General features: G+C 59.0%; 21 protein-coding genes. 9 read left to right on the forward strand and 12 right to left on the reverse strand.

All coding sequences use genetic code 11. The features are described from left to right. Positions 1 to 36 precede the first annotated feature (36 nt). The 3 genes from gltP to BLL42_RS13650 form a co-directional block, all read right to left on the reverse strand. Positions 37 to 1368, reverse strand: a complete 1332-nt coding sequence (gene gltP, locus BLL42_RS13640) for a glutamate/aspartate:proton symporter GltP (protein WP_071552568.1) — start codon at positions 1366 to 1368, stop codon at positions 37 to 39. A 761-nt stretch (positions 1369 to 2129) separates the two neighbouring features. Beyond that, a complete protein-coding gene (locus BLL42_RS13645; protein WP_071552569.1) occupies positions 2130 to 2294 on the reverse strand; it encodes a DUF1328 domain-containing protein in 165 nt (54 codons plus the stop codon). 73 nt (positions 2295 to 2367) lie between these two features. Next, positions 2368 to 2655, reverse strand: coding sequence for a hypothetical protein (locus tag BLL42_RS13650; RefSeq protein WP_071552570.1), 288 nt, complete (start codon positions 2653 to 2655; stop codon positions 2368 to 2370). Positions 2656 to 3098: 443 nt separating this feature from the next. Here BLL42_RS13650 and algB point away from each other — a divergent pair, with 443 nt between their 5' ends. Continuing rightward, positions 3099 to 4445: a sigma-54-dependent response regulator transcription factor AlgB gene (algB, locus tag BLL42_RS13655; RefSeq protein WP_071552571.1), complete on the forward strand. Its 1347-nt coding sequence runs from the start codon at positions 3099 to 3101 to the stop codon at positions 4443 to 4445. A gap of 10 nt (positions 4446 to 4455) precedes the next feature. After that, on the forward strand, positions 4456 to 6246 hold the full coding sequence (locus BLL42_RS13660; protein WP_071552572.1) for a KinB sensor domain-containing domain: 1791 nt from the start codon (positions 4456 to 4458) through the stop codon (positions 6244 to 6246). Positions 6247 to 6253: 7 nt separating this feature from the next. On the opposite strand, the gene BLL42_RS13665 is transcribed toward BLL42_RS13660, so the two are convergent. From BLL42_RS13665 to BLL42_RS13695, 7 genes are all read right to left on the reverse strand, one after another. Then, the gene (locus BLL42_RS13665) at positions 6254 to 7867 is read right to left on the reverse strand and encodes an EAL domain-containing protein (protein ID WP_071555757.1); all 1614 of its coding nucleotides are present in this window, start codon (positions 7865 to 7867) and stop codon (positions 6254 to 6256) included. A gap of 76 nt (positions 7868 to 7943) precedes the next feature. Then, positions 7944 to 8723: an N-acetylmuramoyl-L-alanine amidase gene (locus tag BLL42_RS13670; protein WP_071552573.1), complete on the reverse strand. Its 780-nt coding sequence runs from the start codon at positions 8721 to 8723 to the stop codon at positions 7944 to 7946. 102 nt (positions 8724 to 8825) lie between these two features. Continuing rightward, positions 8826 to 10961 carry a GGDEF domain-containing protein gene (locus tag BLL42_RS13675; protein ID WP_071552574.1) on the reverse strand — a complete coding sequence of 712 codons (2136 nt, stop codon included), beginning with the start codon at positions 10959 to 10961 and terminating at the stop codon, positions 8826 to 8828. Then, positions 10958 to 11836 carry an endonuclease/exonuclease/phosphatase family protein gene (locus tag BLL42_RS13680; protein WP_071552575.1) on the reverse strand — a complete coding sequence of 293 codons (879 nt, stop codon included), beginning with the start codon at positions 11834 to 11836 and terminating at the stop codon, positions 10958 to 10960. The genes BLL42_RS13675 and BLL42_RS13680 overlap by 4 nt, the downstream gene beginning before the upstream one ends. A gap of 12 nt (positions 11837 to 11848) precedes the next feature. Next, positions 11849 to 12478 (reverse strand): thiol:disulfide interchange protein DsbA/DsbL, encoded by a 630-nt coding sequence (locus tag BLL42_RS13685; protein WP_071552576.1) that lies wholly within the window; start codon positions 12476 to 12478, stop codon positions 11849 to 11851. 200 nt (positions 12479 to 12678) lie between these two features. Beyond that, positions 12679 to 13284: a c-type cytochrome gene (locus BLL42_RS13690; RefSeq protein ID WP_019694484.1), complete on the reverse strand. Its 606-nt coding sequence runs from the start codon at positions 13282 to 13284 to the stop codon at positions 12679 to 12681. Between the two features lie 46 nt (positions 13285 to 13330). Then, a complete protein-coding gene (locus BLL42_RS13695; protein WP_071552577.1) occupies positions 13331 to 13621 on the reverse strand; it encodes a c-type cytochrome in 291 nt (96 codons plus the stop codon). 191 nt (positions 13622 to 13812) lie between these two features. Between BLL42_RS13695 and yihA the strand changes: the two genes are divergently transcribed. Beyond that, complete coding sequence (gene yihA / locus BLL42_RS13700) at positions 13813 to 14457, forward strand: ribosome biogenesis GTP-binding protein YihA/YsxC (RefSeq protein WP_071552578.1); 645 nt, start codon at positions 13813 to 13815, stop codon at positions 14455 to 14457. A 430-nt stretch (positions 14458 to 14887) separates the two neighbouring features. On the opposite strand, the gene polA is transcribed toward yihA, so the two are convergent. After that, on the reverse strand, positions 14888 to 17638 hold the full coding sequence (gene polA / locus BLL42_RS13705) for a DNA polymerase I (protein ID WP_071555758.1): 2751 nt from the start codon (positions 17636 to 17638) through the stop codon (positions 14888 to 14890). Between the two features lie 94 nt (positions 17639 to 17732). Here polA and BLL42_RS13710 point away from each other — a divergent pair, with 94 nt between their 5' ends. Next, the gene (locus BLL42_RS13710) at positions 17733 to 18023 is read left to right on the forward strand and encodes a DUF2782 domain-containing protein (protein ID WP_071552579.1); all 291 of its coding nucleotides are present in this window, start codon (positions 17733 to 17735) and stop codon (positions 18021 to 18023) included. Positions 18024 to 18083: 60 nt separating this feature from the next. Continuing rightward, positions 18084 to 19034, forward strand: coding sequence for a homoserine kinase (locus tag BLL42_RS13715; RefSeq protein ID WP_071552580.1), 951 nt, complete (start codon positions 18084 to 18086; stop codon positions 19032 to 19034). Between the two features lie 101 nt (positions 19035 to 19135). Here BLL42_RS13715 and BLL42_RS13720 read toward each other — a convergent pair whose 3' ends face one another. Then, the gene (locus BLL42_RS13720; RefSeq protein WP_071552581.1) at positions 19136 to 20065 is read right to left on the reverse strand and encodes a zinc ABC transporter substrate-binding protein ZnuA; all 930 of its coding nucleotides are present in this window, start codon (positions 20063 to 20065) and stop codon (positions 19136 to 19138) included. A gap of 57 nt (positions 20066 to 20122) precedes the next feature. Here BLL42_RS13720 and BLL42_RS13725 point away from each other — a divergent pair, with 57 nt between their 5' ends. Genes BLL42_RS13725 through BLL42_RS13740 form a run of 4 tightly spaced genes read left to right on the forward strand, consistent with a single transcriptional unit; the run spans position 20123 to position 22922 of the window. After that, a complete protein-coding gene (locus BLL42_RS13725) occupies positions 20123 to 20605 on the forward strand; it encodes a Fur family transcriptional regulator (RefSeq protein WP_054594943.1) in 483 nt (160 codons plus the stop codon). Then, complete coding sequence (gene znuC / locus BLL42_RS13730) at positions 20605 to 21390, forward strand: zinc ABC transporter ATP-binding protein ZnuC (RefSeq protein WP_071552582.1); 786 nt, start codon at positions 20605 to 20607, stop codon at positions 21388 to 21390. Before BLL42_RS13725 ends, znuC begins: the two co-directional genes overlap by 1 nt. After that, entirely contained in the window at positions 21383 to 22171 is a 789-nt protein-coding gene (gene znuB / locus BLL42_RS13735) for a zinc ABC transporter permease subunit ZnuB (protein ID WP_071552583.1), read from the forward strand. The genes znuC and znuB overlap by 8 nt, the downstream gene beginning before the upstream one ends. Positions 22172 to 22208: 37 nt before the next feature. After that, positions 22209 to 22922, forward strand: coding sequence for a PA5502 family lipoprotein (locus BLL42_RS13740; protein ID WP_071552584.1), 714 nt, complete (start codon positions 22209 to 22211; stop codon positions 22920 to 22922). The last annotated feature ends 194 nt before the right edge of the window (positions 22923 to 23116 follow it).

Raw genomic sequence — 23116 nt, forward strand, 5'->3', positions numbered from 1 at the left:
CCCACGCAGAGCATGGGAACGATCACATCAGGCAACTTAGTTGTTGGAAGTCTCGCCTGCCGGCAGCTTCTCTTTGCTGCGCCAGTGTGGCAGAGAGTTCCAGTAGCGCTGGCCCTTGGCGTCGTCGTACATGCCTTCCCAACGGGAGATGACCAGTACGGCCAGGGCGTTGCCGATCACGTTCAGTGCGGTACGGGCCATGTCCATGATGCGGTCGACACCGGCGATGAACGCCAGACCTTCCAATGGAATACCGACGCTGCCCAGGGTTGCGAGCAGGACCACGAAGGATACGCCCGGCACGCCGGCGATACCTTTGGAGGTGACCATCAGGGTCAGTACCAGCAGCAACTGCTGGCTGATCGACAGGTCGATACCGTACAGCTGGGCAATGAAAATCGCCGCAATGCTCTGATACAGGGTCGAACCATCGAGGTTGAACGAGTAACCGGTTGGCACCACGAAGCTGCAAATGGCTTTCGGCGCGCCGTAGGCTTCCATCTTCTCGATCACGCGCGGCAACACGGTTTCGGAACTCGCGGTGGAGTAGGCCAGCACCAGCTCATCCTTGAAGATGCGCATCAGCTTGATGACGGAGAAACCGAACAGACGAGCAATCAGCCCCAGCACCACAAAGGCGAAGAACAGGATGGCGACGTAAACCAGGATCACCAGTTTGGCCAGCGGCAGCAGGGAAGCAAAACCGAAGTTGGCAACGGTCACTGCGATCAGTGCGAATACGCCGATCGGGGCGTAGTTCATGATCATGTGAGTGACCTTGAACATGCTTTCCGAGACGCCCTGGAACATCTTCACCAGCGGCTCGCGCAGGTCCGATTGCAGGCTCGACAAACCAAGACCGAACAACACCGAGAAGAAGATGATCGGCAGCATCTCGCCACGCGCCATGGCGGCAAAGATGTTCGATGGAATCAGGTTGAGGATGGTTTCGATGAACGCGTGTTCATGCTGAACCTCGGCCGCGGTCGCCTGGTACTTGGAGATATCCACAGTGCCCAGGGTGCTCATGTCGATGCCGGAACCCGGGTGGAACACGTTGGCCAGCACCAGGCCTACCAGAATGGCGACGGTGGTGACGATTTCGAAGTAAATGATGGTCTTGAGACCAATGCGCCCGAGCTTCTTCGCATCCCCCACACCGGCAATGCCGACGACCAGCGAGGAGATCACGATCGGGATCACGATCATCTTGATCAGACGGATAAAGATATCGCCCGCCGGTTGCAGGACGTTACTGATCCACCAGGCTTTTTCCGCACTGAAGTGGTTGAGCAACGCACCAATTGCAATCCCCAGTACCAGACCGATGAGGATCTGCCAGGCGAGGCTCAGCTTTGCCTTCTTCATATCATTACCCTTTTCTTATAAATGGACTCGGGAAGATGCACAAACTGGAACGCTCAATGGCGGAATAGTCTGTGCATCTGCCCCCGGATAAGGTCGCCCGGAGCGCGTAATTACGGCTCTCTGGCAGATAAAAAAGGCGCAACTATTCCGATGCATGGGAGCGACGTCTAATGCCGTAAACGCCTACCCTATGCCGAATCGGCATGAGTTTTTTCAAACAAAACCGCCGTCCCAACCGGTTCGAATACGACATTTCGGCAGGCATAAGTGCCGTGAACCGGCCATCGTAGAGGAGATTGGAGATTTTTTGAGCAGCGGATCGGGGATGAAAATCAGAGAAAAATCCTACGAGCCATAGTGAAAAGTAAGCGGAAAACAGCGCCAAATTTCTCGATATACGGTCGCCCGGAAACGCAGAGAAATGCTTTGTGAAGAACGCCGATGGTTTTTTGCCGGCAGGCGCAGCGATAAAAATCGCTGGGCAGCTCTAGGACAACGCTTTGCACATATAAGCGCGCCGCCGATTTGTCACGTCATCAGTGACGGTCAAATCAGCGGCGCTGCTTGTCCTGACCCGGCCCTTGCGCAGGCACTCCCTGTACCCGTAGGTCACTCCGTCCCTGAAGCAATCAGAACGTCCCGACCCCGTGGTCATACGCGCACCGTCCTCGGGTGGGCGCAGAGGAAAAAGGCATTGCTGACCTCTTTCGATTTTCAAACCCGGTACCCGTTCGGGTCTGTCTTCCAGCAAATGCCCATGATCAGCCTCGACCGCGACGGCCAAAGATGAACGAAGCAATAAACATCACCAGGAACACGACAAAGAGAATCTTGGCGATACCCGTGGCAGTGCCTGCGATACCACCGAAGCCCAGTACGGCAGCGACAATGGCAATAATCAAGAATGTGATTGCCCAGCTCAACATGATGATTCTCCTTACGCTTCTGTTTAGAGGTACAACTATTTCCGGCACATGAACATCGCGCCAAACCCGTTACCTAGAACACCCAACGGTCCTGACGCAGCGTCACGGCACCTGGTTCTGCCTGGCCCACACTCATCACTCTCATTGAGGCTGCATCAGCAGGCCGACTGCCGACTGCGCTGAAATGGGTTTGGATCAAATGATGAGTCGGCGCAATCGCGGCCCCTGGCAGCAGGCTTTGTTCCCAGCGCAAGAACTGCTGGCCGCCGATCAAGGTAATCAACAAGGCAAAAACGGCGAACATCCCTTGCTGGATATACAGTGGAGAGATACGCAATTGGGTGGCACGTTGGCGATTCATCCTGAAGCTCCTCCCTCACTGGTGGCTATTGGTCAGGGGGCGTTCCTTCATAAAGGCCCCGGCATAACCAGATCATTGCAGCCTGCATGCCAGCTTCTTTACTGAAATAAAACCAAACAAATTCAGCCAGTTATTCTCAGTCTGAAAATACGTACGGACGCATCCTGCACGATGCCCCGCGAAGGGTCGTGCGTAATGCACGATCGATTTTCAGGAAATTGAAAATTTTTGGAATGTATGAAGGGATACGGATGTCAGAAAAAGAGACTGGAGATCACCGGGCAAGTTGTGACTTTATAAAAATTGATAATAATCAAGTAGTTATAAATATGTTGAGCAGATAACTACCCCGCTCTGACGAGAAGCGCCCAGAATCAACCATGCAACTTGCCCGATTTTTCCGAGACTAAATTAAGATCATTCATTTAAGGAGCGTAGGAAAAATGGAATCAGCCACCGAGCATCAAGGCCGCATTTTGCTGGTAGATGATGAATCCGCCATCCTGCGCACGTTCCGCTACTGCCTGGAAGACGAAGGCTATACCGTCGCCACCGCCAACAGCGCGGCCCAGGCCGAGGCCTTGTTGCAACGGCAGGTCTTCGACCTGTGCTTCCTCGACCTGCGCCTGGGCGAAGACAACGGTCTCGATGTCTTGGCGCAAATGCGCGTACAGGCGCCCTGGATGCGCGTGGTAATCGTCACCGCACACTCGGCCGTGGACACCGCCGTCGATGCGATCCAGGCCGGCGCCGCCGACTATCTGGTCAAGCCTTGCAGCCCCGATCAGTTGCGCCTGGCCACCGCCAAACAACTGGAGGTCCGCCAGCTCTCGGCACGCCTTGAAGCCCTTGAAGGTGAAGTCCGCAAGCCCAACGACGGTCTGGATTCCCACAGCCCGGCGATGAAAGTCGTACTGGAAACCGCCCGCCAGGTCGCCAGCACCGACGCCAACATTCTGATTCTCGGCGAGTCCGGTACCGGTAAAGGTGAACTGGCCCGGGCCATTCACGACTGGAGCAAACGCGCGAAGAAACCCTGCGTCACCATCAACTGCCCGTCATTGACAACCGATCTGATGGAAAGCGAGCTCTTTGGCCACAGTCGCGGGGCGTTTACCGGCGCTAGCGAAAGCACACTCGGCCGGGTCAATCAGGCCGACGGAGGAACATTGTTTCTCGATGAGATCGGCGATTTTCCGCTGGCCTTGCAGCCCAAACTGCTGCGCTTCATTCAGGACAAGGAATACGAACGGGTCGGCGACCCGGTGACCCGTCGCGCCGATGTGCGAATCCTCGCCGCCACCAACCTCAATCTCGAAGACATGGTCCGCGAGGCCCGTTTCCGCGAGGATCTGCTCTACCGGCTGAACGTCATCACCTTGCACCTGCCGCCACTGCGCGAACGAGCCGAGGACATCCTGACCCTGGCCGACCGCTTCCTGGCACGCTTCGTCAAGGAATACGCGCGACCGGCTCGCGTCTTCAGCGACGAAGCACGCGAGGCGCTGCTCGGCTATCGCTGGCCAGGCAACATCCGCGAACTACGCAACGTGGTCGAACGAGCGAGCATCATTTGCCCACAGGAGCGAGTCGAGATCAGCCATTTGGGCATGGCCGAACAAACCACCAGCAACGCCCCGCGAATCGGTGCGGCGCTAAGCCTTGATGAACTGGAGAAAGCCCACATCGGCGCGGTACTGGCCAGCGCCGGAACCCTCGATCAAGCGGCCAAGACCCTGGGTATCGACGCCTCGACGCTGTACCGCAAACGCAAACAGTACAACCTGTGAGCGGCGCCTTATGAAGCTGGCGATGAAGTTGCGCACACGGCTGTTTCTGAGTATCTCGGCACTGATCACCGTGGCGTTGCTCGGGCTGGCACTCGGGCTGGTCAGCGTGATGCAGATAGCCAGCAAGCAGGAAGCGCTGATCCGCGACAACTTCATCACCCTGGACCTGGAACTCAAGCTGCGCCAGACCCTCGGTGATCAGTTGATCATCATGCTCAACGAAAAGCCCGATCTTCAAGCGCTGGAAACTTCGGAACGACATTACTTCGAACTGCTGGACCAAGGCATTGAGCACGAAAGCAGCATCACGGGTGACCACTATGGTTTCCAGCAGGCCCGCGATGACTACCTGGCCTTCCTCAAAGCCTTCAGCTACTCGCAGGAGCCATCCGGCAAGCTGGCCGGCAATCAGGACCTCACCAAAAAATTCAACCTGCTGCGCAACGGCCTGATCGCCGAACACAAACAGGCGCTGGATAACATCAACAACACCCAGCGCAACGCCCGCGAACATGCGCTGTTGATTGCCGGTTTGCTCGGGTTGGTCGGGCTGGCAGTGCTGATTATCGGATTCATCACTGCTCACGGCATCGCCCGGCGGTTCGGTGAGCCGATCGAGGCACTGGCCAAGGCCGCAGACAACATCGGCCAGGGCAACTTCGATGTCACCTTGCCGATTTCCCCGGCAGTGGAGATGAACCAGCTGACCCGGCGGTTCGGAATCATGGCCGAAGCCTTGCGTGAGCATCAGGCAACCAATATCGATGAACTGCTCGCCGGCCAGCAACGTTTGCAAGCCGTGCTCGACAGCATTGATGACGGCTTGCTGATGATCGATCGTCAGGGCCATCTTGAGCACCTCAATCCGGTAGCGCAGCGCCAGTTGGGCTGGGACGAAAGTCGCCTCGGCCAAGGCCTGGGCACCGCGCTCCAACGGCCGGAGCTCGATGCACAGCTGCAACTGGTACTGCGCGGTGGAACGCTGGAACGTGCGCCTGAAGACCTGAGCATCGAAGTCGATGGCGAATCGCGGCTGTTGACCTACAGCCTGACGCCGGTCATCCACACCCAAGGGCATATCCTTGGCGCCGTCATGGTGCTGCACGATGTCACCGAGCAACGGGCCTTTGAGCGGGTGCGCAGTGAGTTCGTACTACGGGCCTCGCATGAGTTGCGTACACCCGTCACCGGCATGCACATGGCCTTCGGTCTGTTTCGCGAGCGCGCGCACTTTGCCGAGGACTCTCGCGAAGCCGACCTGTTGAACACGGTGAATGAGGAAATGCAGCGCTTGATGCAGTTGATCAACGACCTGCTGAACTTCTCCCGTTATCAGAATGGTCTGCAAAAACTCACCCTGACGCCGTGCGACATCGATGACCTCCTGGAACAAGCACAGGGGCGTTTTGCCGAACGGGCTAATGAGCAAAGCATCGAGTTGCTGGTGGAAGTGCACGCACCGCTGCCGCGACTGCAGGCCGATCAAGCGCAACTCGACCGGGTGCTGGACAATCTGATCGATAACGCTCTGCGCCACACCCGCCACAACGGGCAGATACGCTTGCAAGCGCGCCGGCATGGTGAACGGGTGATCGTTAGCGTCGAGGACAATGGTGAAGGCATCGCTTACGGCCAGCAGGGGCGGATTTTCGAGCCCTTCGTTCAGGTCGGGCGCAAGAAGGGCGGCGCCGGGCTCGGTCTGGCGCTGTGCAAGGAGATCGTGCAACTGCACGGTGGCCGTATGGGCGTGTATTCCCGACCGGGGCAGGGCAGCCAGTTTTACATGGCGCTGCCACTGTAACCGGTGTTTACGCTTCGTCATCCAGCCGTCGGGGCGCTAACCGACGGCCACGGGTGATCAGTTCAATGAACTGCGCCGCGGTCAAGGCATGGGCAAACAACCAGCCTTGGCCGTAATTCACCCCTTCGCTGCTCAGCAACGTGACCTGGGCTTCATGTTCGATGCCTTCGGCAATCACCTTGAGCTGCAAGGCATGCGCCATACGAATGATGTGCGGCGCCACGCCGCTGCTGGCGGCGTCGTGGCCCAGCGCATCAATGAAAGCCTTGTCGATTTTCAGGCAGTCCACCGGCAGGGTTTGCAGATAGGCCAGGCTGCAATAGCCAGTGCCAAAGTCGTCAATCAGTACTTGATGCCCGGCATCCCGCAAGGCTTGCAGGTTCTCTCGCGCAATCACCACATCGATCAGCCCACGCTCGGTCACCTCAAACGCGATCTGCCGCGCAGCGACCCGGTGCGTGGCCAGCAAGCGTGCCATGACCTGGCCGACCCGCGGCACCATGACGTCGCAGGCGGCCAGGTTGACCGAAATGTACAGTTGCGGGTTAGCGCGAAGTAACTTACCGAGCTGTTCAAGCAATCGCTGCAACACGAAGTCGGTGATCTGACGGATCTGCCCGGTGTTTTCTGCCATGGGAATAAACAGGTCCGGGCTGGTCAGCGTGCCGTCCGGCCGACGCCAGCGCAACAGGGCCTCGGCACCGACGCAGTTACGGCTCTTGAGATCGAAGATTGGCTGATACAGAACCTGTAACTCACCACGCTTGAGCGCTCCCTGCAATTCACCGCCCAGCGACTGTCGCTGGCGGGCCAGCAGAAACACTAACGCGCCAATGCTCAGGCCCAGCACAAGGCTTGCCGGCACCAGCCACCACCACAGTGTCGGCAGGTGCAGGGCAGTGCGCGGTGTGATCAATACCAGTTGGTACTCGGGATTGTTGGTCGGCATGCGATAGATCAGCCGGGTTTTGGTGACTTGCAACGGTTCGCTGCTGAAGGGTGACCAAGGGTCGGTCGGTGGCCAGGCTTGCGGCGCTCCGAGAACCGGGATCGCCCGAGCACCTTGACCGACCACTACCAGCAGACTGCTGCCGGGCGTCAGGTCAACCATGTCGGTCAAATGCCCTCGGGAGGTGGCGACGCGGAAATTACCGCGCCCCAACATCAGCGCTGCACGGTTTTCGTCAGGCTCGGTCGAGGTGTTGAGCCAATAGCTATAGGTCGGCCCTTTGATGTCAGGGGGCCGGATCGCCGAAAGCCCATCCTGCCGCGGTCGGTTCGAGCAGAATTGCGTGGCGTCGATATAGGCCGCCTCATACACGAAGCGGTAATTGAAACTGACCTGCTGCAAGGTTGCGATCATGTCCGTGTCGCAGCTACGCAACGGCTGGGCTTCCAGGTCATCCAGGCCTTCACGCAGTTGGCCGAACAGCTGCTCCAGGCGCTCCAGAAATCGTTCACCCTGAGCGTTCATCTGTTCGCTTTCGCGTTGCTGGACCTGCCGCAGCGCCACGCCCAGGCTGCCCGCCAACAGCAAAGCCGCACTCAGCACAGCCGCGAGTATCGCCAAAGACCAAGGGCGATAGAACCAACTGCGCAGGGTCTCGCTAGCGGCCGTCATCATTGAATATCCGAAGGATTACCAATGAGTTATAGCTACTGATCAGGAAATAGCCCTGACCGTCGGGCGGGCGTCATTATTTTGTCTGGTTGAGTACCTGCAGGATCGCGGCACTTTGTGCGTCTGGCGTACCGTCAAAACGTGAGGGCCGGTAATGCATCTGGAAAGCCGCCAGCACATTCCGGGTGGCCTCATCCAGCTCACCGCTCTGCGGCGTCGTGTAGCCCAGACGTGCAAGCTCTTGCTGAAACCAGGAAATGCTCGGAAGTTGTGCTTCGAACAGCGCTTGCTGACGCGCCACCGCCTGAGCATTGGGCCAGAGCACCAGCCCTTCGTCGGCCAGACGCTTCCACGGGAACAACGGACCTGGGTCAAGCTTGCGCAGCGGCGCGATGTCGCTGTGGCCGATGATATTTCGCGGGCTGATGTTGTTGCGCTTGCTGATGTCCCGGATCAGGAAGATCAAAGACTGAACCTGCGCCTCGCTGTAGGGATACCAGACGCGCCCGGCAGGCGTATCGCGAAAACCCGGGTTGACGATTTCGATGCCAATCGAGCTTGAGTTCAGCCAGGTCCGACCATCCCACTCGCTTTCCCCGGCATGCCAGGCCCGGCGGCTTTCATCCACCAGCTTGAAAATGGTGGCGCTCTTGTCGTCGCCAATCAGGTAATGACTGCTGACCTGGCCATGGGTCAACAACGCCAACGAACGCTCCTGCGAGGCGGTGGTGTAATGCACCACGACAAACTGCACGCGGTTGTCGAAATTCACCGAAGGATGGCGGGTGTCGATTCGAGGACCGCTGGCGCAGCCCGCCAGGACAAGCAGCACCAAAAGCAGAGGAATGGATTTCATGAAAAAGGCACTACGCTGAAGACTGTAATGCAACAGTGTAACGTACTGCCTTCTTCCGGGCCGGCAAAAAGCTTGGTATTAAACAAAATGGATCAATTGTCGTCAGCCTAGCTCCACTCGGTTTCGGCCGGCATTTTTTGCCCGGTAAAGCGCCTGATCGGCTCTTTTCAGCACAAAATCACTGTGTTCTCCCGCTTTGAACGCCGTCATTCCCATGGAAACCGTGATCGTCACGCGCTCACCTTTGAAATGAAACGGGCAGGCTTCGATAGCCGCGCGCAGGGTTTCTGCCAACTTGGCACCGACCGCCAAAGGGGTGTTGGGCACCAGCAAGACAAACTCCTCACCACCGAAACGGGCAATGAAGTCAGTACCGCGCAGGCGCTTGCGCAATACGCTGGCGATGATCTTCAACACTTTGTCGCCGGCCAGGTGGCCGTAGTTATCGTTGATGCGCTTGAAGTGGTCGAGATCGAGCATCGCCAGCAACAGCGAGTTGCCGTGTTGCTGCCACTGGGTAATCTCGTGCTCCAGACGCTCGCTCCAGGCCGCCCGGTTCGGCAAACCCGTCAGCGGATCGACCAAGGCTTTCTGGCGTTGCTCTTCCAGGTGCTCGCGGTAGCCCTGAGCCTCCTGCTCCATGCTCGCGACTCGCTCGGCCAGGCCTTGAAGGCGTGCCGCAACTTCCTGCTCACGCTCGTCACGCTGTTTCTGGTGCTGATCCATAGTGCCGAGCAACCCTTCCAGATGGTTCTCCAGCACATGCTTGAGGCCCTCCAGATCTGCGGCGTCCTGCATGCTGCTCTGCAGACCATCGACCTGTTCACGGATCTGCGTGTCCATCTCCCGCGCAGCAGAGCGGTTGTCGGCATGCCCCTCACTGGCAGCTTGCAGGTTGCTTTGGAAGGACTCCAGTCGCTCATTGAGTTGCTTGAGGTAAACCTCGAACTCATGCTGACCACTGTCAGTAATCGCCAGCATCAAAACCGCGAGATCATCGAGGATCGGCAGCAATTCGTACCAGTTCAAGCCATTTTGCAGCCGATCGCGCATCGCCTCAGCTTGCGGACGGTGGCGCTCGGGCAACGACAAGTCGTCCAGCAGCCCCAGCAACGTGCTCTCGATGTGCTTGGCGACGGAACTGTAGGACGGCTCCGGCGAATCTGGCAGTGCGTAAAAAACATCCGGCTCGGATTGCTCTGCGTCCAGAGCGTCCAGGGCTTCTACCATCGCCGATGGGAGCGGAAGGTTGTCGATTGACGGCAAAGCTTCATCGCCCGCTCGAGGGACGGTGGACGTCAGTTCGTCGGGATTGATCGCCATTGTCACCGGATCGCCTGCCGGAACAGCCTGCGGCTCTTCCAGCGCATCCACATCAGGTAGCTCCTGATCCGCCACCAGCGCTTTGGCACGCGCAGTTTCGGCGACTAGCACTGGAGGAACAAAGGTCACCACCTCAAGTGATGGCTGTGTTTCGTCTAGCGACTGAGGTGCCGCCGACTCCAACTCTGCAATCACAGCGTGCGGCGCTTGCACGGTGGGTGCCGGGACTTCCTGCACCGTTGGCGTAACAACCTGGATCGGTGTCGGCGTCGGCGATTCATGCACCGGCTCGGGTGTCGCCTCTGCAGCAGGTGCCGACGCTTGCTCAACAGGGCTCGGAGCAGGCGCTTCGTGTTGAAGCGCACCGGCGTCTGAAACCTGAGCATCCCCGTCTCGACCACCAAACAAGCGTTGCAGCAGACCTGGACGGTTTGGCTCGGCGGGGTTTTCCAGCAGGCTCAGCGCCTGACCTTGCAGGCCACTGAGCTCACCGAGTAACAGGGGAATTTCACGTGCCTGGCTAACCCGTCCGTCGAGCTGCTTGGCAAACGTCTTGAGCGGGCGGCTGATCTCCCGCGGCAACGGCAAACTCTGGAGCTGACTGACCAGCGCGCTCAACGCAGCGCCGACTTGATCGACCCGGGTCTCGCGCCGTTGCTCGGAGTCGAGCACGGCTTTTTCCAGGCGTGGCAGCAATGCTGCCAACCCTGCATCCATTTCGTTGGTGCGGATGACTTCGCGCATTTCCTTCATGCACTGGTCAACCGCACGGTCGGTGCCCTCAGCCGCCAGCGTACTGCGCACCAAACCGCGACGCAGCAAGTCGAGGCGGGCATCCCAGCGTCGCTCGAGCTTTTCCTGTTGCTCGATACTTTTGAGGTATTTCTCTTTCCAGCGCTGTGCTTCGTCGCTCATTCAGGGGTTCCGCGAAGGGCAGGACTCAACGCGGGCAATGCATCGACCGTGAGCGAACCCGGCAGACGTATCTCTACCGCGACCGGCAGGTGATCGGAAATCGGTTGTGCCAGCACTTCGACCCGTTCGAGGGTCAGCGTAGGGCTGAGCAGAATATGGTCAAGACAGCGTTGCGGACGCCAGCTGGGGAAGGTCGCTTCGACTTGCGGCGCGAGCAGACCCAGGTCTCGCAGAGGAGAGGTTTGCAGCAAATCACTGGCGTGGGTGTTCATGTCGCCCATCAGCACTTGATGTTTGTAGTCGCCGATCAGTTCGCGAATGTAGGCCAACTGCATCGTCCGCACGCGAGCCCCCAGCGCGAGGTGCATCATCACGACCACCAGCGCATCCGCCCCCTCGCCGAACCGCACAAGAATCGCACCACGGCCCTTGGGCCCGGGAAGCGGATGATCTTCAATCGCCCACGGGCGCAATCGACTGAGCACGCCATTGCTGTGCTGAGCCAGGCGGCCCAGGTTGCGATTGAGTTGTTGATACCAGTAGGGGAAGGCGCCGAGCTGGGCCAGGTGTTCGACTTGATTGACGTAGCCTGACCGGAGGCTACCGCCATCGGCCTCCTGCAAAGCGACCAGATCGTAGTCGCCCAGCAGATTGCCGATTTTCTGCAGGTTATCCGCTCGCCCCGTGTGCGGTAGCAAATGCTGCCAGCTACGGGTCAGGTAATGCCGATAACGCTCGGTACTGATGCCGACCTGGATGTTAAAACTGAGCAAACGCAGACGGCTGTCTGCGGGCAAGCCCGAGGATTCAAGATGATGCTCGTTAACCTGCGGATCATGCAGACCAACGAGACGTTCAGTACCCCAGCGGCGCATGACGGGCGCCGCTTACTTAGCGGCGCGCTCCTTGGCGATCAGTTTATCGGCCACGCTCAAGGTGCCTTCAGGACCACCGGCAGTGCCCAGATCGAAGCGGTATTTGCCGTTCACGACCATGGTCGGTACGCCAGAGATCTGATAGGCCTGAGCCTTTTTCTTGGCATCTTCAACTTTGCCTTTGACGGCGAACGAGTTGTAGGTGCTCAGGAACTTGTCCTTGTCGACGCCTTCGCCGGCCAGGAACTCAGCCATTTCTTCCGGGGTAGCGAGCTTCTTGCCACCGTGGATCGCTTCGAAGACGGCTTTGTGAACCTTGTGTTCCACGCCCATCGCTTCCAGGGTGATGTACAGCTGGCCGTGAACGTTCCAGATACCACCGAACATGGCCGGAATACGCACGAAGTTCACATCGGCAGGCAGTTTTTCAACCCAAGGATTGATGGTCGGCTCGAATGCATAGCAGTGCGGGCAGCCATACCAGAACAATTCCACGACTTCGATCTTGCCAGGCACAGCGACCGGAACGGCGCTGCCCAATTCGACATATTGTTTACCGGCTTCAAGCGGTTCGGCAGCGTGGGCAGTCATACCAAACAGGCTGGCAGTGACGAGTGCGGCGCTGAGAATCAGATTACGCATGCTTTACTCCTGAACAAATTGGGTTGCCTCGCGCGACCTGCTTTCTGGCAGATCATGGCGGGCATTAGTTCTCTAGTGTAACGGCAGCGGCCACAAAAAAGGGCGGCCTAAGCCACCCTTTTTATGTTTGCATCGAAGGATTAATCGAGCGTTAACATTGCGCAAGATCAACACCTTGCGCAACGCCCGCGCAACCGGCCTTAGTGCAGGCCTTGAATGTAGCTGGACACCGCTTCGATGTCTTTGTTGCTCAATTTTGCAGCAATGCTCTGCATGATTTTCGTGTCGCCGTCGTTGGTACGGTTACCTTCACGGAAATCGGTCAGCTGCTTGGCAATGTATTGAGCGTGCTGGCCGCCCAAATGCGGAAAGGCAGCAGCAGCGTTGCCCGCACCGTTAGGCGAGTGGCAACCGGTGCACGAAGGCATGCCCTGGTCCAGTTTGCCGCCACGGAACAACTCTTCACCGTGAGCCACGACTTTAGGATCTGCTGCGCCGACGCTGCCTTTCTGGCTGGCGAAGTAGGCAGCGAGGTCGGCCAGGTCCTGATCGCTCAGGTTGGTCAGCAGGCCTGTCATCTCCAGAACGGTGCGCTTGCCCGACTTGATGTCGTGCAGTTGCTTGTTCAGGTAACGCTCACCCTGACCCGCCAGTTTTGGAAAGTTTGGCGCCATGCTATTGCCGTCCGGGCCATGACAGGCGCCACATACTGCGGCTTTCGCCTGACCAGCAGTCGCATCGCCTGCAGCATGGGCAATGCCGGAGATCCCCAGGGTCAACAGCAGACTCACGATCAATTTGTTCATCAGCTAATCCAACTACGGCTAAGGGTTAAAGAGTTATGGACCGGGATCACTCGCTCATCCACTGGATGATTGATTGATAATCCTCGGCACTGCAGTCCATGCACAAACCACGCGGCGGCATCGCCTTGAAACCCTGGGTCACGTGTTGCACCAGCGTCTCCATACCTTGCGCCAGTCTCGGCGCCCAAGCTTCCTTATCGCCCTTTTGAGGCGCCGTTGGGAGTTGGCCGGAATGACAGGCTCCACAAACACGGTTGTACACAGCTTCCGGATCCTGTGTAGCCTGAGCGCTGTAAAGCGGCATCAAGACACCGGCAGCTAGCAGCCATTTCGTCATAAAACGACCTTTTCAGGGTTGAGAGCGTGCTGCGTTCTAGTGCGCATCTAAGGTCAATCGCTCTCGTGAACTTCATCCTACGCTGGGACAAAGCGCACACAAAATCTGCGGCATTATATACTGGCGTCACTGAAACGGAAACGACGCTGCTCTTTGCGACCAATCTCGGCACCGCCCACATCGGAAATCCCATGCAACTCAAGAACCCCATCCTCGGTCTGTGCCAACAGTCCACCTTCATGCTCAGCGCCGCCAAAGTCGACCAATGTCCTGACGACGAAGGCTTTGAAGTGGCCTTCGCCGGGCGTTCCAACGCTGGCAAATCCAGCGCCCTGAACACGCTGACTCACGCCAGCCTGGCTCGCACCTCGAAAACACCAGGTCGCACGCAACTCTTGAACTTCTTCAAGCTAGACGAAGAACGCCGTCTGGTCGACCTGCCGGGTTACGGTTACGCGAAAGTACCCATCCCGCTGAAGCAACACTGGCAGCGCCACCTGGAAGCCTATCTGGGCAGCCGCGAGAGCCTGAAGGGGTTGATTCTGATGATGGACATCCGTCATCCAATGACCGACTTCGACCTGCTGATGCTCGACTGGGCCGTGGCCAGCGGCATGCCGATGCACATTCTGCTGACCAAGGCCGACAAACTGACCTATGGCGCTGCGAAGAACACCTTGCTCAAAGTTCAGGCGGAAATCCGTAAAGGCTGGGGCGAAACCGTGACTATCCAGCTGTTCTCGGCGCCAAAACGCCTGGGCCTCGAAGACGCCTACACTGTTTTGGCGAACTGGATGGAACTGGCAGACAAAGGCGCCGAAGAGGCAGCAGAGTAAGGTGCAAACTCGCCGAGCGGCGCTCAGGCAAGGCAAAAACAGGCGAGCAACGGCTGGGGTCGCACACGACTTTAGGGCCCTAAATGAGCATTGCGAGCCTGTTTTTAACCCAGCATGAGCGACGCGCAGGCAGATTGCGGGCAAAAAAAACCCCGAATTACGTATGGGGAGAGAGTAATTCAGGGTCTAAGTTTCTGGACCGCTAGGGCGGGGTCCAGATATCTGCCAACACTTAACACAACATAAGAGCATCGAAGGGCTTCACCACCCATTCAGTAACTCTGAGTGGCGGTTCACGGATTTAGTTCCGATTAATTTCAAAACCTATTGGGAATAACCCAAAGCATTTTTCGAACTAATAGCCCTTCGCCAGCGACTGCCGCGACATTACGCCGCGGCCCTATCTCCGAAAAAAGCGCCTCAAGCCGGCTTAATGCGCCTCATCCCAGTTGTTTCCGACGCCGACTTCCACCAAAAGTGGTACATCCAGAGTCGCTGCGCCGCTCATGTGAACGCGAATTTCCTCACGAACCTGGTCGATCAGGTCTTCGCGAACCTCGAGCACCAGTTCATCGTGCACCTGCAGGATCACTTTGGCGTCCAGACCTGAAACCGTCAGCCAGTTATCCACCGCCACCATGGCTTTCTTGATGATGTCCGCCGCAGTGCCTTGCATCGGCGCGTTGATCGCCGTGCGCTCGGCGCCTTTGCGCAGGGCCGGGTTTTTCGCGTTGATGTCCGGCAGGTACAGGCGACGACCGAAAATGGTTTCGACAAAACCCTGCTCGGCCGCCTGAGCGCGGGTGCGTTCCATGTACTCGAGCACGCCAGGGTAACGGGCGAAATAACGGTCGATATAGGCCTGCGACTGCTTACGGTCGACACCGATCTGCTTGGCCAGGCCAAACGCGCTCATGCCGTAGATCAGGCCGAAGTTGATCGCCTTGGCGCTGCGCCGCTGATCGGTGGTGACGTCCGCCAGTTCAACCCCGAACACCTCGGCAGCCGTGGCCTTGTGCACGTCCAGGTCGTTGCGAAACGCGTGCAACAGTCCTTCGTCCTTGGCCAGGTGAGCCATGATCCGCAGCTCGATCTGCGAATAGTCCGCCGCCAGCAGCTTGTAGCCCTTAGGTGCGACGAACGCCTGACGAATCCGTCGACCTTCAGCGGTACGAATCGGAATGTTCTGCAGGTTTGGATCACTGGAAGACAAACGACCGGTCGCTGCCACCGCTTGATGGTAGGACGTGTGAATCCGTCCGGTGCGCGGGTTGATCTGCTCTGGCAGACGGTCGGTGTAGGTGCTTTTCAGCTTGCTCATGGAGCGGTACTGCATCAGCACTTTGGGCAGTGGGTAATCCTGCTCGGCCAGCTCCGCCAGTACGGCCTCGGCGGTTGAAGCCTGGCCCTTGGCGGTTTTGCTGAGAATCGGCAGCCCGAGCTTTTCGTACAGGATCACACCCAATTGCTTCGGCGAGCCGAGGTTGAACTCTTCGCCGGCAATCGCGAACGCCTCACGCTCCAGCGCGACCAACTTGTCGCCCAGTTCAACGCTCTGGATACCCAGCAGATTGGCATCGACCAACGCGCCCTGACGCTCGATACGCGCCAACACCGGCACCAGCGGCATTTCGATTTCTCTGAGGACTTTGCTCAGGCTTGGAATGGCGTCGAGTTTTTCCTGCAAGGTCTGATGCAGACGCAGCGTCACGTCGGCGTCTTCGGCGGCATAGGGTCCGGCCAGCTCCAGGGAAATCTGGTCGAAGGTCAGTTGCTTGGCGCCCTTGCCCGCGATGTCCTGGAAACTGGTGGTGGTGTAGCCCAGGTACTTGAGCGCCAGACTGTCCATGTCGTGACGGGTCGCGGTGGAATCCAGCACGTAGGACTCAAGCATGGTGTCAAAGGCGATGCCTTGCACCGTGATGCCGCAGCTCTGATCGCCGCCAATGGCGCAGTTGGCCAGGATGTTCATGTCGAACTTGGCGTGTTGGCCGACCTTGAGCTTGCTTGGGTCTTCCAGAATCGGCTTTAGTGTGCGCAACACCGTGTCGCGATCCAGCTGATCCGGCACACCCATGTAGGAGTGGGTCAGCGGGATGTAGGCCGCTTCGTTGGCTTGTACAGCGAATGACAGGCCTACCAGTTGTGCCTGCTGCGCGTCGACGCCGGTGGTTTCGGTGTCGAAGGCGAACAGCTTGGCGTTTTGCAGTTTCTTCAACCAGATGTCGAAATCAGTCTGGGTGAGAACCGTGGTGTACTTGGGCCCATCGTCGCCGACCACGGTTTCTTCAACCGCCGCCACCACTTCCTGGCCCGCTCGCTTGGCTTCACGTTGAAGGTCGTCGAACCAGCTCTTGAACTCGAGCAGGGTATAGAGCTCGGCGAGCTTTTCACGGTCCGGTTCACGCAGGTGCAAATCATCAAGACCAACGTCCAGCGGCACGTCGATCTTGATGGTCGCCAATTGATAGGAGAGGAACGCCATCTCCTTGTGTTCTTCCAGCTTGGCCGGCAGCGTTTTAGCGCCACGAATCGGCAACGTCGGGACGATATCGAGCTGCGCATAGAGCTCGGTCAGGCCACCGTTCACGCCCACCAGCAGGCCAGAGGCCGTCTTCGGACCAATACCCGGCACGCCTGGGATGTTGTCGGAAGAGTCGCCCATCAGCGCCAGGTAATCGATGATCTGCTCGGGAGCGACACCAAATTTCTCCTTCACGCCAGCCACGTCCATCGCGCTACCGGTCATGGTATTGACCAAGGTAATGTGCCCGTCGACCAACTGCGCCATGTCCTTGTCACCGGTAGAGATCACCACCGGACGGTCAGCGGCCGCGCTGCTGCGAGCCAGCGTGCCGATCACGTCGTCGGCCTCAACGCCTTCGACGCACAGCAGCGGAAAGCCCAGGGCGATCACGCTCGCGTGCAATGGCTCGATCTGCACACGCATATCGTCGGGCATGCTTGGGCGGTTAGCCTTGTATTCGGCGTACATGTCATCGCGAAATGTCCCGCCCTTGGCGTCGAATACGACGGCGAACGGGCTGTCCGGGTACTGCTTGCGCAGACTCTTGAGCATGTTCAGCACGCCCTTGACCGCGCCGGTCGGCAGGCCTTTGGACGTGGTCAACGGTGGTAGCGCGTGAAAGGCGCGGTACAGGTAAGAAGAACCGTCCACCAGGACGAGGGGGCTTGGCTCATGAGCAGGATCAACCTTTTCGGCGGGTCCGGCGCTAGAATAGCGGGACCGTTGACGACAAAGGGACAAGGTTATCATGCGCTCACTCAATCGCCTGTTGCTGGCTGGCTTCTTTGCAATCACTCCTCTGGCCGTCATGGCAGCCAATGATGCACCGACGCCAGAACCGGAAGTCACCATCCACACTGAAGGTGACAAAGTCATTCAGGAGTACCGCCAGAACGGTTTCCTGTATGCGATCAAGGTTACGCCGAAGGGCGCACCGCCGTATTTTCTGGTGCGCGCGGACGGGACAGATGCAAACTTCATCCGCTCGGATCAGCCAGATATGCTGATTCCGTCGTGGAAAATCTTTGAATGGAAGTAGTTTCTTAACTTTAATCGGCGCTGGCTCAACCGCGGCGCCCGAACTGAGCAGTTTTTAACCATGTCTGTGTTTACCCCCCTGGCTCGGCCCGAGCTGGAAACCTTTCTCGCCCCTTATGGGCTCGGCCGCCTGCTTGATTTCCAGGGGATTGCCGCGGGTAGCGAAAACACCAATTTCTTCATCAGCCTGGAGCAGGGCGAGTTTGTCCTGACCCTGGTTGAGCGCGGCCCCGTGCAGGAGATGCCGTTCTTTATCGAGCTGCTCGACGTGCTGCACGACGCCGACCTGCCGGTGCCCTACGCGCTGCGTACCACCGACGGCATCGCCCTGCGCGAATTGGCCGGCAAACCCGCGCTGCTGCAGCCACGGCTGGCCGGCAAGCACATCAAGCAAGCCAACGCACAGCATTGCGCGCAAGTCGGTGAATTGCTGGGACACCTGCACGTGGCAACCAAAGACAACATGATCAAGCGCAAAACCGATCGCGGCCTGGACTGGATGCTCGAAGAAGGCACGCAACTGCTGTCGCACCTGAATGCCGCGCAAAACAATCTGCTGCAACGCGCCTTGAACGAAATCACTGAGCAGAAGACCAGAATTCTGGCGCTGCCTCGGGCCAACATCCACGCTGACTTGTTCCGCGACAACGCGATGTTCGAAGGCACGCACCTGACCGGGCTGATCGATTTCTACAACGCCTGTTCAGGGCCGATGCTCTACGACGTGGCGATTGCCCTGAATGACTGGTGCTCGGACGAAGACGGCTTGATTGACGGGCCACGGGCGCGGGCATTGCTCGGGGCTTATGCGGCATTGCGCCCGTTCACCGCCGCCGAGGCCGAGCTGTGGCCGACCATGCTGCGGGTGGCCTGTGTACGGTTCTGGCTGTCGCGCTTGATCGCCGCCGAATCCTTTGCCGGACAGGACGTGCTGATTCACGATCCAATGGAGTTTCAGCAGCGCCTGGCCCAGCGTCAGCACGTCAGTACCCCGTTACCGTTCGCGCTCTAAAGTCAGAAGATCGCAGCCTGCGGCAGCTCCTACGGGTGAACACAAACCTTTGTAGGAGCTGCCAAAGGTTCGGGCCGCGTTCGGACGATCTTTTTTATGGGTTAAAGCGACTCCAGACACCCCGCCAAATCATTCCCCAACTTCTCCAACACCTGCTCATAGCCCTGAGCCGTCGCCGGCGTGTAACCGCCCAAGGCATCCAGCTCCGCCAGTTTCACCGGCAAACCGGCCACCAGCGTTTCAGCCAATCGTGGTCGCATCGGCGGCTCGCTGAACACGCAGGTCTTACCGACTTCCTGCAAGCGCGAGCGCATCGCCGCAACGTGCTGGGCGCCTGGCTGCACTTCTGCGGCCACGCTGAACACGCCGGTGTGCTTGAGGCCGTAGGCGTCTTCGAAGTAATCGAACGCTTCATGGAACACGAAGTAAGGTTTGCCCGCGACACCCGCCAGGCGCGCTTTCAAGCGCAGATCCAGCGCGTCCAAACGCTCATCGAACGCCTTGAGATTGCTCTGATAGCGCGGCGCATTCGCAGGGTCCGCAGCACTGAGGTCGGTGGCGATTTTTGCCGCGATCACTCGCGCGTTGACCGGTGACAGCCAAAGGTGAGCATCGAGGCTGCCGGGGCGATGGTCGTGATCGTGCTCGTCGGCATCAACAGCGTGGGAGTGGCTGTCTTGTGCGAAGCGGCGCAGCTTCAAACCTGGCAAGTCCTGCACGGCAACCGACGGCAGACTGCGGCCTTTGAGCACGCGCGGAAGGAAACCTTCCATGTCCGGACCAATCCAGTAGAGCAAATCCACCGACTGCACCTTCCGTACGTCGGAAGGGCGCAAGGCATAGTTATGCGGCGACGCACCCGGCGGCAGCAACACTTCGGGAATTCCTACGCCGTCCTGCACCGCAGCAGCAATCAGCTGCAGGGGCTTGATGCTGGTCAGTACGTTCACTTCGGCGTGAGCGCTGCTGATCACGAACAAACTGGTAGTAAATGCGACAAAGATGGCAAAAAGTCTGGACACGATGACCACTCAAAGAGGCGAGAACGGGTAACATAATAACGTCTCTCACAAAACTCGTCGCCGCTCATGCCTAAAACACCGCTAGCCAGCCGTCCCCACGACCACTCTCACTGCGTGCACAGCGCATTGTCCGAGGCCGATGTCATTTGCGCACGTCAGGGCTTGCGCCTGACCGCACTGCGTCGGCGGGTACTGGAACTGGTCTGGCAAAGCCACAAGCCGCTGGGTGCCTACGACATTTTGGCGGTCCTCAGCGAGCAGGATGGCCGCCGCGCTGCGCCGCCGACCGTCTACCGCGCGCTGGATTTCCTGCTGGATAACGGCCTGGTCCATCGCATCTCTTCGCTCAACGCCTTTGTGGGCTGCAATCATCCGGGGCACGCCCACCAGGGCCAGTTCCTGATTTGCCGCGAATGCCATGCGGCCATCGAGCTCGAACAGAAATCCATCAGCGACACGATCATCCACAGCGCTGGCGAAGTCGGGTTTGTGGTCGAAGGCCAGACCGTCGAAGTGGTCGGTCTCTGCTCGGGTTGCCAGGGGGCTTGATGAGCACTGCGTTAATCCGCCTCAATCAGGTTGCGGTGACCTTCGCCGGGCAACGCGTACTGGACAACATCGAACTGAGCGTCGAACCAGGGCAGATCGTCACCCTGATCGGCCCCAATGGCGCCGGCAAGACCACGCTGGTTCGCGCCGTTCTTGGCCTGCTCAAGCCTGACAGCGGCAGCGTCTGGCGCAAGCCGAAACTGCGGGTCGGCTACATGCCGCAGAAACTGCACGTTGACCCGACCTTGCCGCTTTCGGTGCTACGTTTTTTGCGCCTGGTGCCGGGCGTGGATCGTGTACGCGCCCTGGCGGCGCTCAAGGAAGTCGGCGCCGAACAGGTGATCGACAGCCCGGTGCAGAGCGTTTCCGGCGGTGAAATGCAGCGTGTATTACTGGCCCGCGCTCTGTTGCGCGAGCCTGAGCTGCTGGTGCTCGACGAGCCGGTGCAAGGCGTCGACGTGGCCGGACAAGCCGAGCTTTACAGCTTGATCACCCGTCTGCGCGACCGCCACGGCTGCGGGGTGTTGATGGTTTCCCACGATCTGCACCTGGTGATGAGCACCACCGACCAGGTGGTCTGCCTCAATCGCCACGTCTGTTGCTCCGGGCATCCCGAGCAGGTCAGCGGCGACCCGGCGTTCGTCGAGCTGTTCGGCAAGAACGCGCAGAGTCTGGCGGTCTATCACCACCATCACGACCACGCCCACGACTTGCATGGCTCGGTCGTCAGCGCGGCACCGGCCGCTCACACCCACGTTCATGGAGATGGCTGCAAGCATGGCTGATTTTCTGTTGTACGCCCTGCTCGCAGGCCTGGCCCTGGCCGCCGTCGCAGGTCCGCTGGGATCGTTCGTGGTCTGGCGGCGCATGGCCTATTTCGGCGACACCCTGTCCCACGCGGCATTGCTCGGCGTGGCGTTGGGTTTTCTGCTGGATGTCAGCCCGACCATTGCGGTCACTGTCGGCTGTCTGTTGCTGGCCGTACTGCTGGTGACCTTGCAACAGCGTCAGCCGTTGGCTTCCGACACCTTGTTGGGGATTCTTGCGCCCAGCACGCTCTCTCTGGGGCTGGTGGTACTAAGCTTCATGCATGAAGTGCGGATCGACCTGATGGCCTATCTGTTCGGCGACTTGCTGGCGATCAGCCCGACCGATCTTTCGTGGATCCTCGGCGGCAGCGCGGCGGTGATGCTGCTACTGGTGGCGCTGTGGCGGCCATTGCTGGCGATTACCGTGCACGAAGAACTGGCCACGGTCGAAGGCCTGCCCGTGGCGGCGTTGCGCCTGACGTTGATGCTGTTGATTGCGGTGGTGATCGCGGTGGCGATGAAAATCGTCGGCGTGCTGTTGATTACTTCCTTGTTGATCATCCCGGCGGCTGCGGCACAACGTCACGCCCGGTCACCCGAGCAGATGGCCTTGGGCGCGAGTTTGCTCGGTATACTCGCGGTCTGCGGTGGCCTGGCGCTGTCGTGGTTCAAGGACACGCCGGCCGGCCCATCGATTGTGGTTGCCGCCGCCGCGCTGTTTCTGCTGAGTTTTGTCCTGCCCCGTCGAGGGGTGTAGACTTGCTCGTTTTTTGCGCAATCAGAGAGTCGCAGGAATGAAGCCGTTCGCCTCCCGTTATCTGCTCCTTGTTGCATTTTCGCTGCTACTTGGCGCCTGCCAAAGCACCCCGCCGGCCCCCGAGGTCCCGGACGCACGGGCTACGGCGATCGCGCAGCTGGAGCAAAGCCTGGCCAGCAGTGAACTGGCCACCGCCGAGGATCAATTGGCCGCCTTGCAGGCCGAATCACCCAACGACCCGTCGCTGGAACACTATCAGCGGCAACTCGCCGAAGCCTACTTGCAACGGAGTCAGATCGTTCTGCAAAAAGGCGACGTGAATGCCGCTGCCACGGCCCTGAGCCGGGCCCGCGCGTTGATGCCCAAAGCCCCGGCGCTGACCGGTGGTGTCAACAACGCCATCACCCATGCGCGCAAAGCCGAACTGGACCAGGCCGAGGCCGCCCTCAAAGCCGCCGAAGCCAAGCGTGTCGCCAAGGTGATCGACCCCACCGCTGAAAGCACCACCGTCGCGCTGAACATCACCGATAGCAAGCAACTGCGTCGGCAACTCGATGCGATTGCCAGCGATGTGGTGAGCTACCAATGCGACGTCAGCATCCAGGCGCCGCGCACCGAAGATTACCCGTGGCTGGCCACGCTACTGACCAAGCGGGTGAAGAAGCTTGATGAAGACTTCGACCTGAAGATCGAACGACAGATTCTGCGCAACGTCCCGGCACAGATGGTTCTGACGCCGCATAAGCCTTAAAAGAGAAGATCGCAGCCTGCGGCAGCTCCTACATCGGACCGTAGGAGCTGCCGGAGGCTGCGATCTTTTGCATTTTCGGGTATCGCGTTATTCCCAAATGACTGGATGAATGCGAAATAAATGCTAATAGCCTCTATGCGGACACGCTAAAATGCCCACCCGGCTAACCGCTGATCCTTTTCTAACGCGCCCCA

This window comes from Pseudomonas frederiksbergensis (genome assembly GCF_001874645.1).
GTDB lineage: Bacteria > Pseudomonadota > Gammaproteobacteria > Pseudomonadales > Pseudomonadaceae > Aquipseudomonas > Aquipseudomonas frederiksbergensis_B.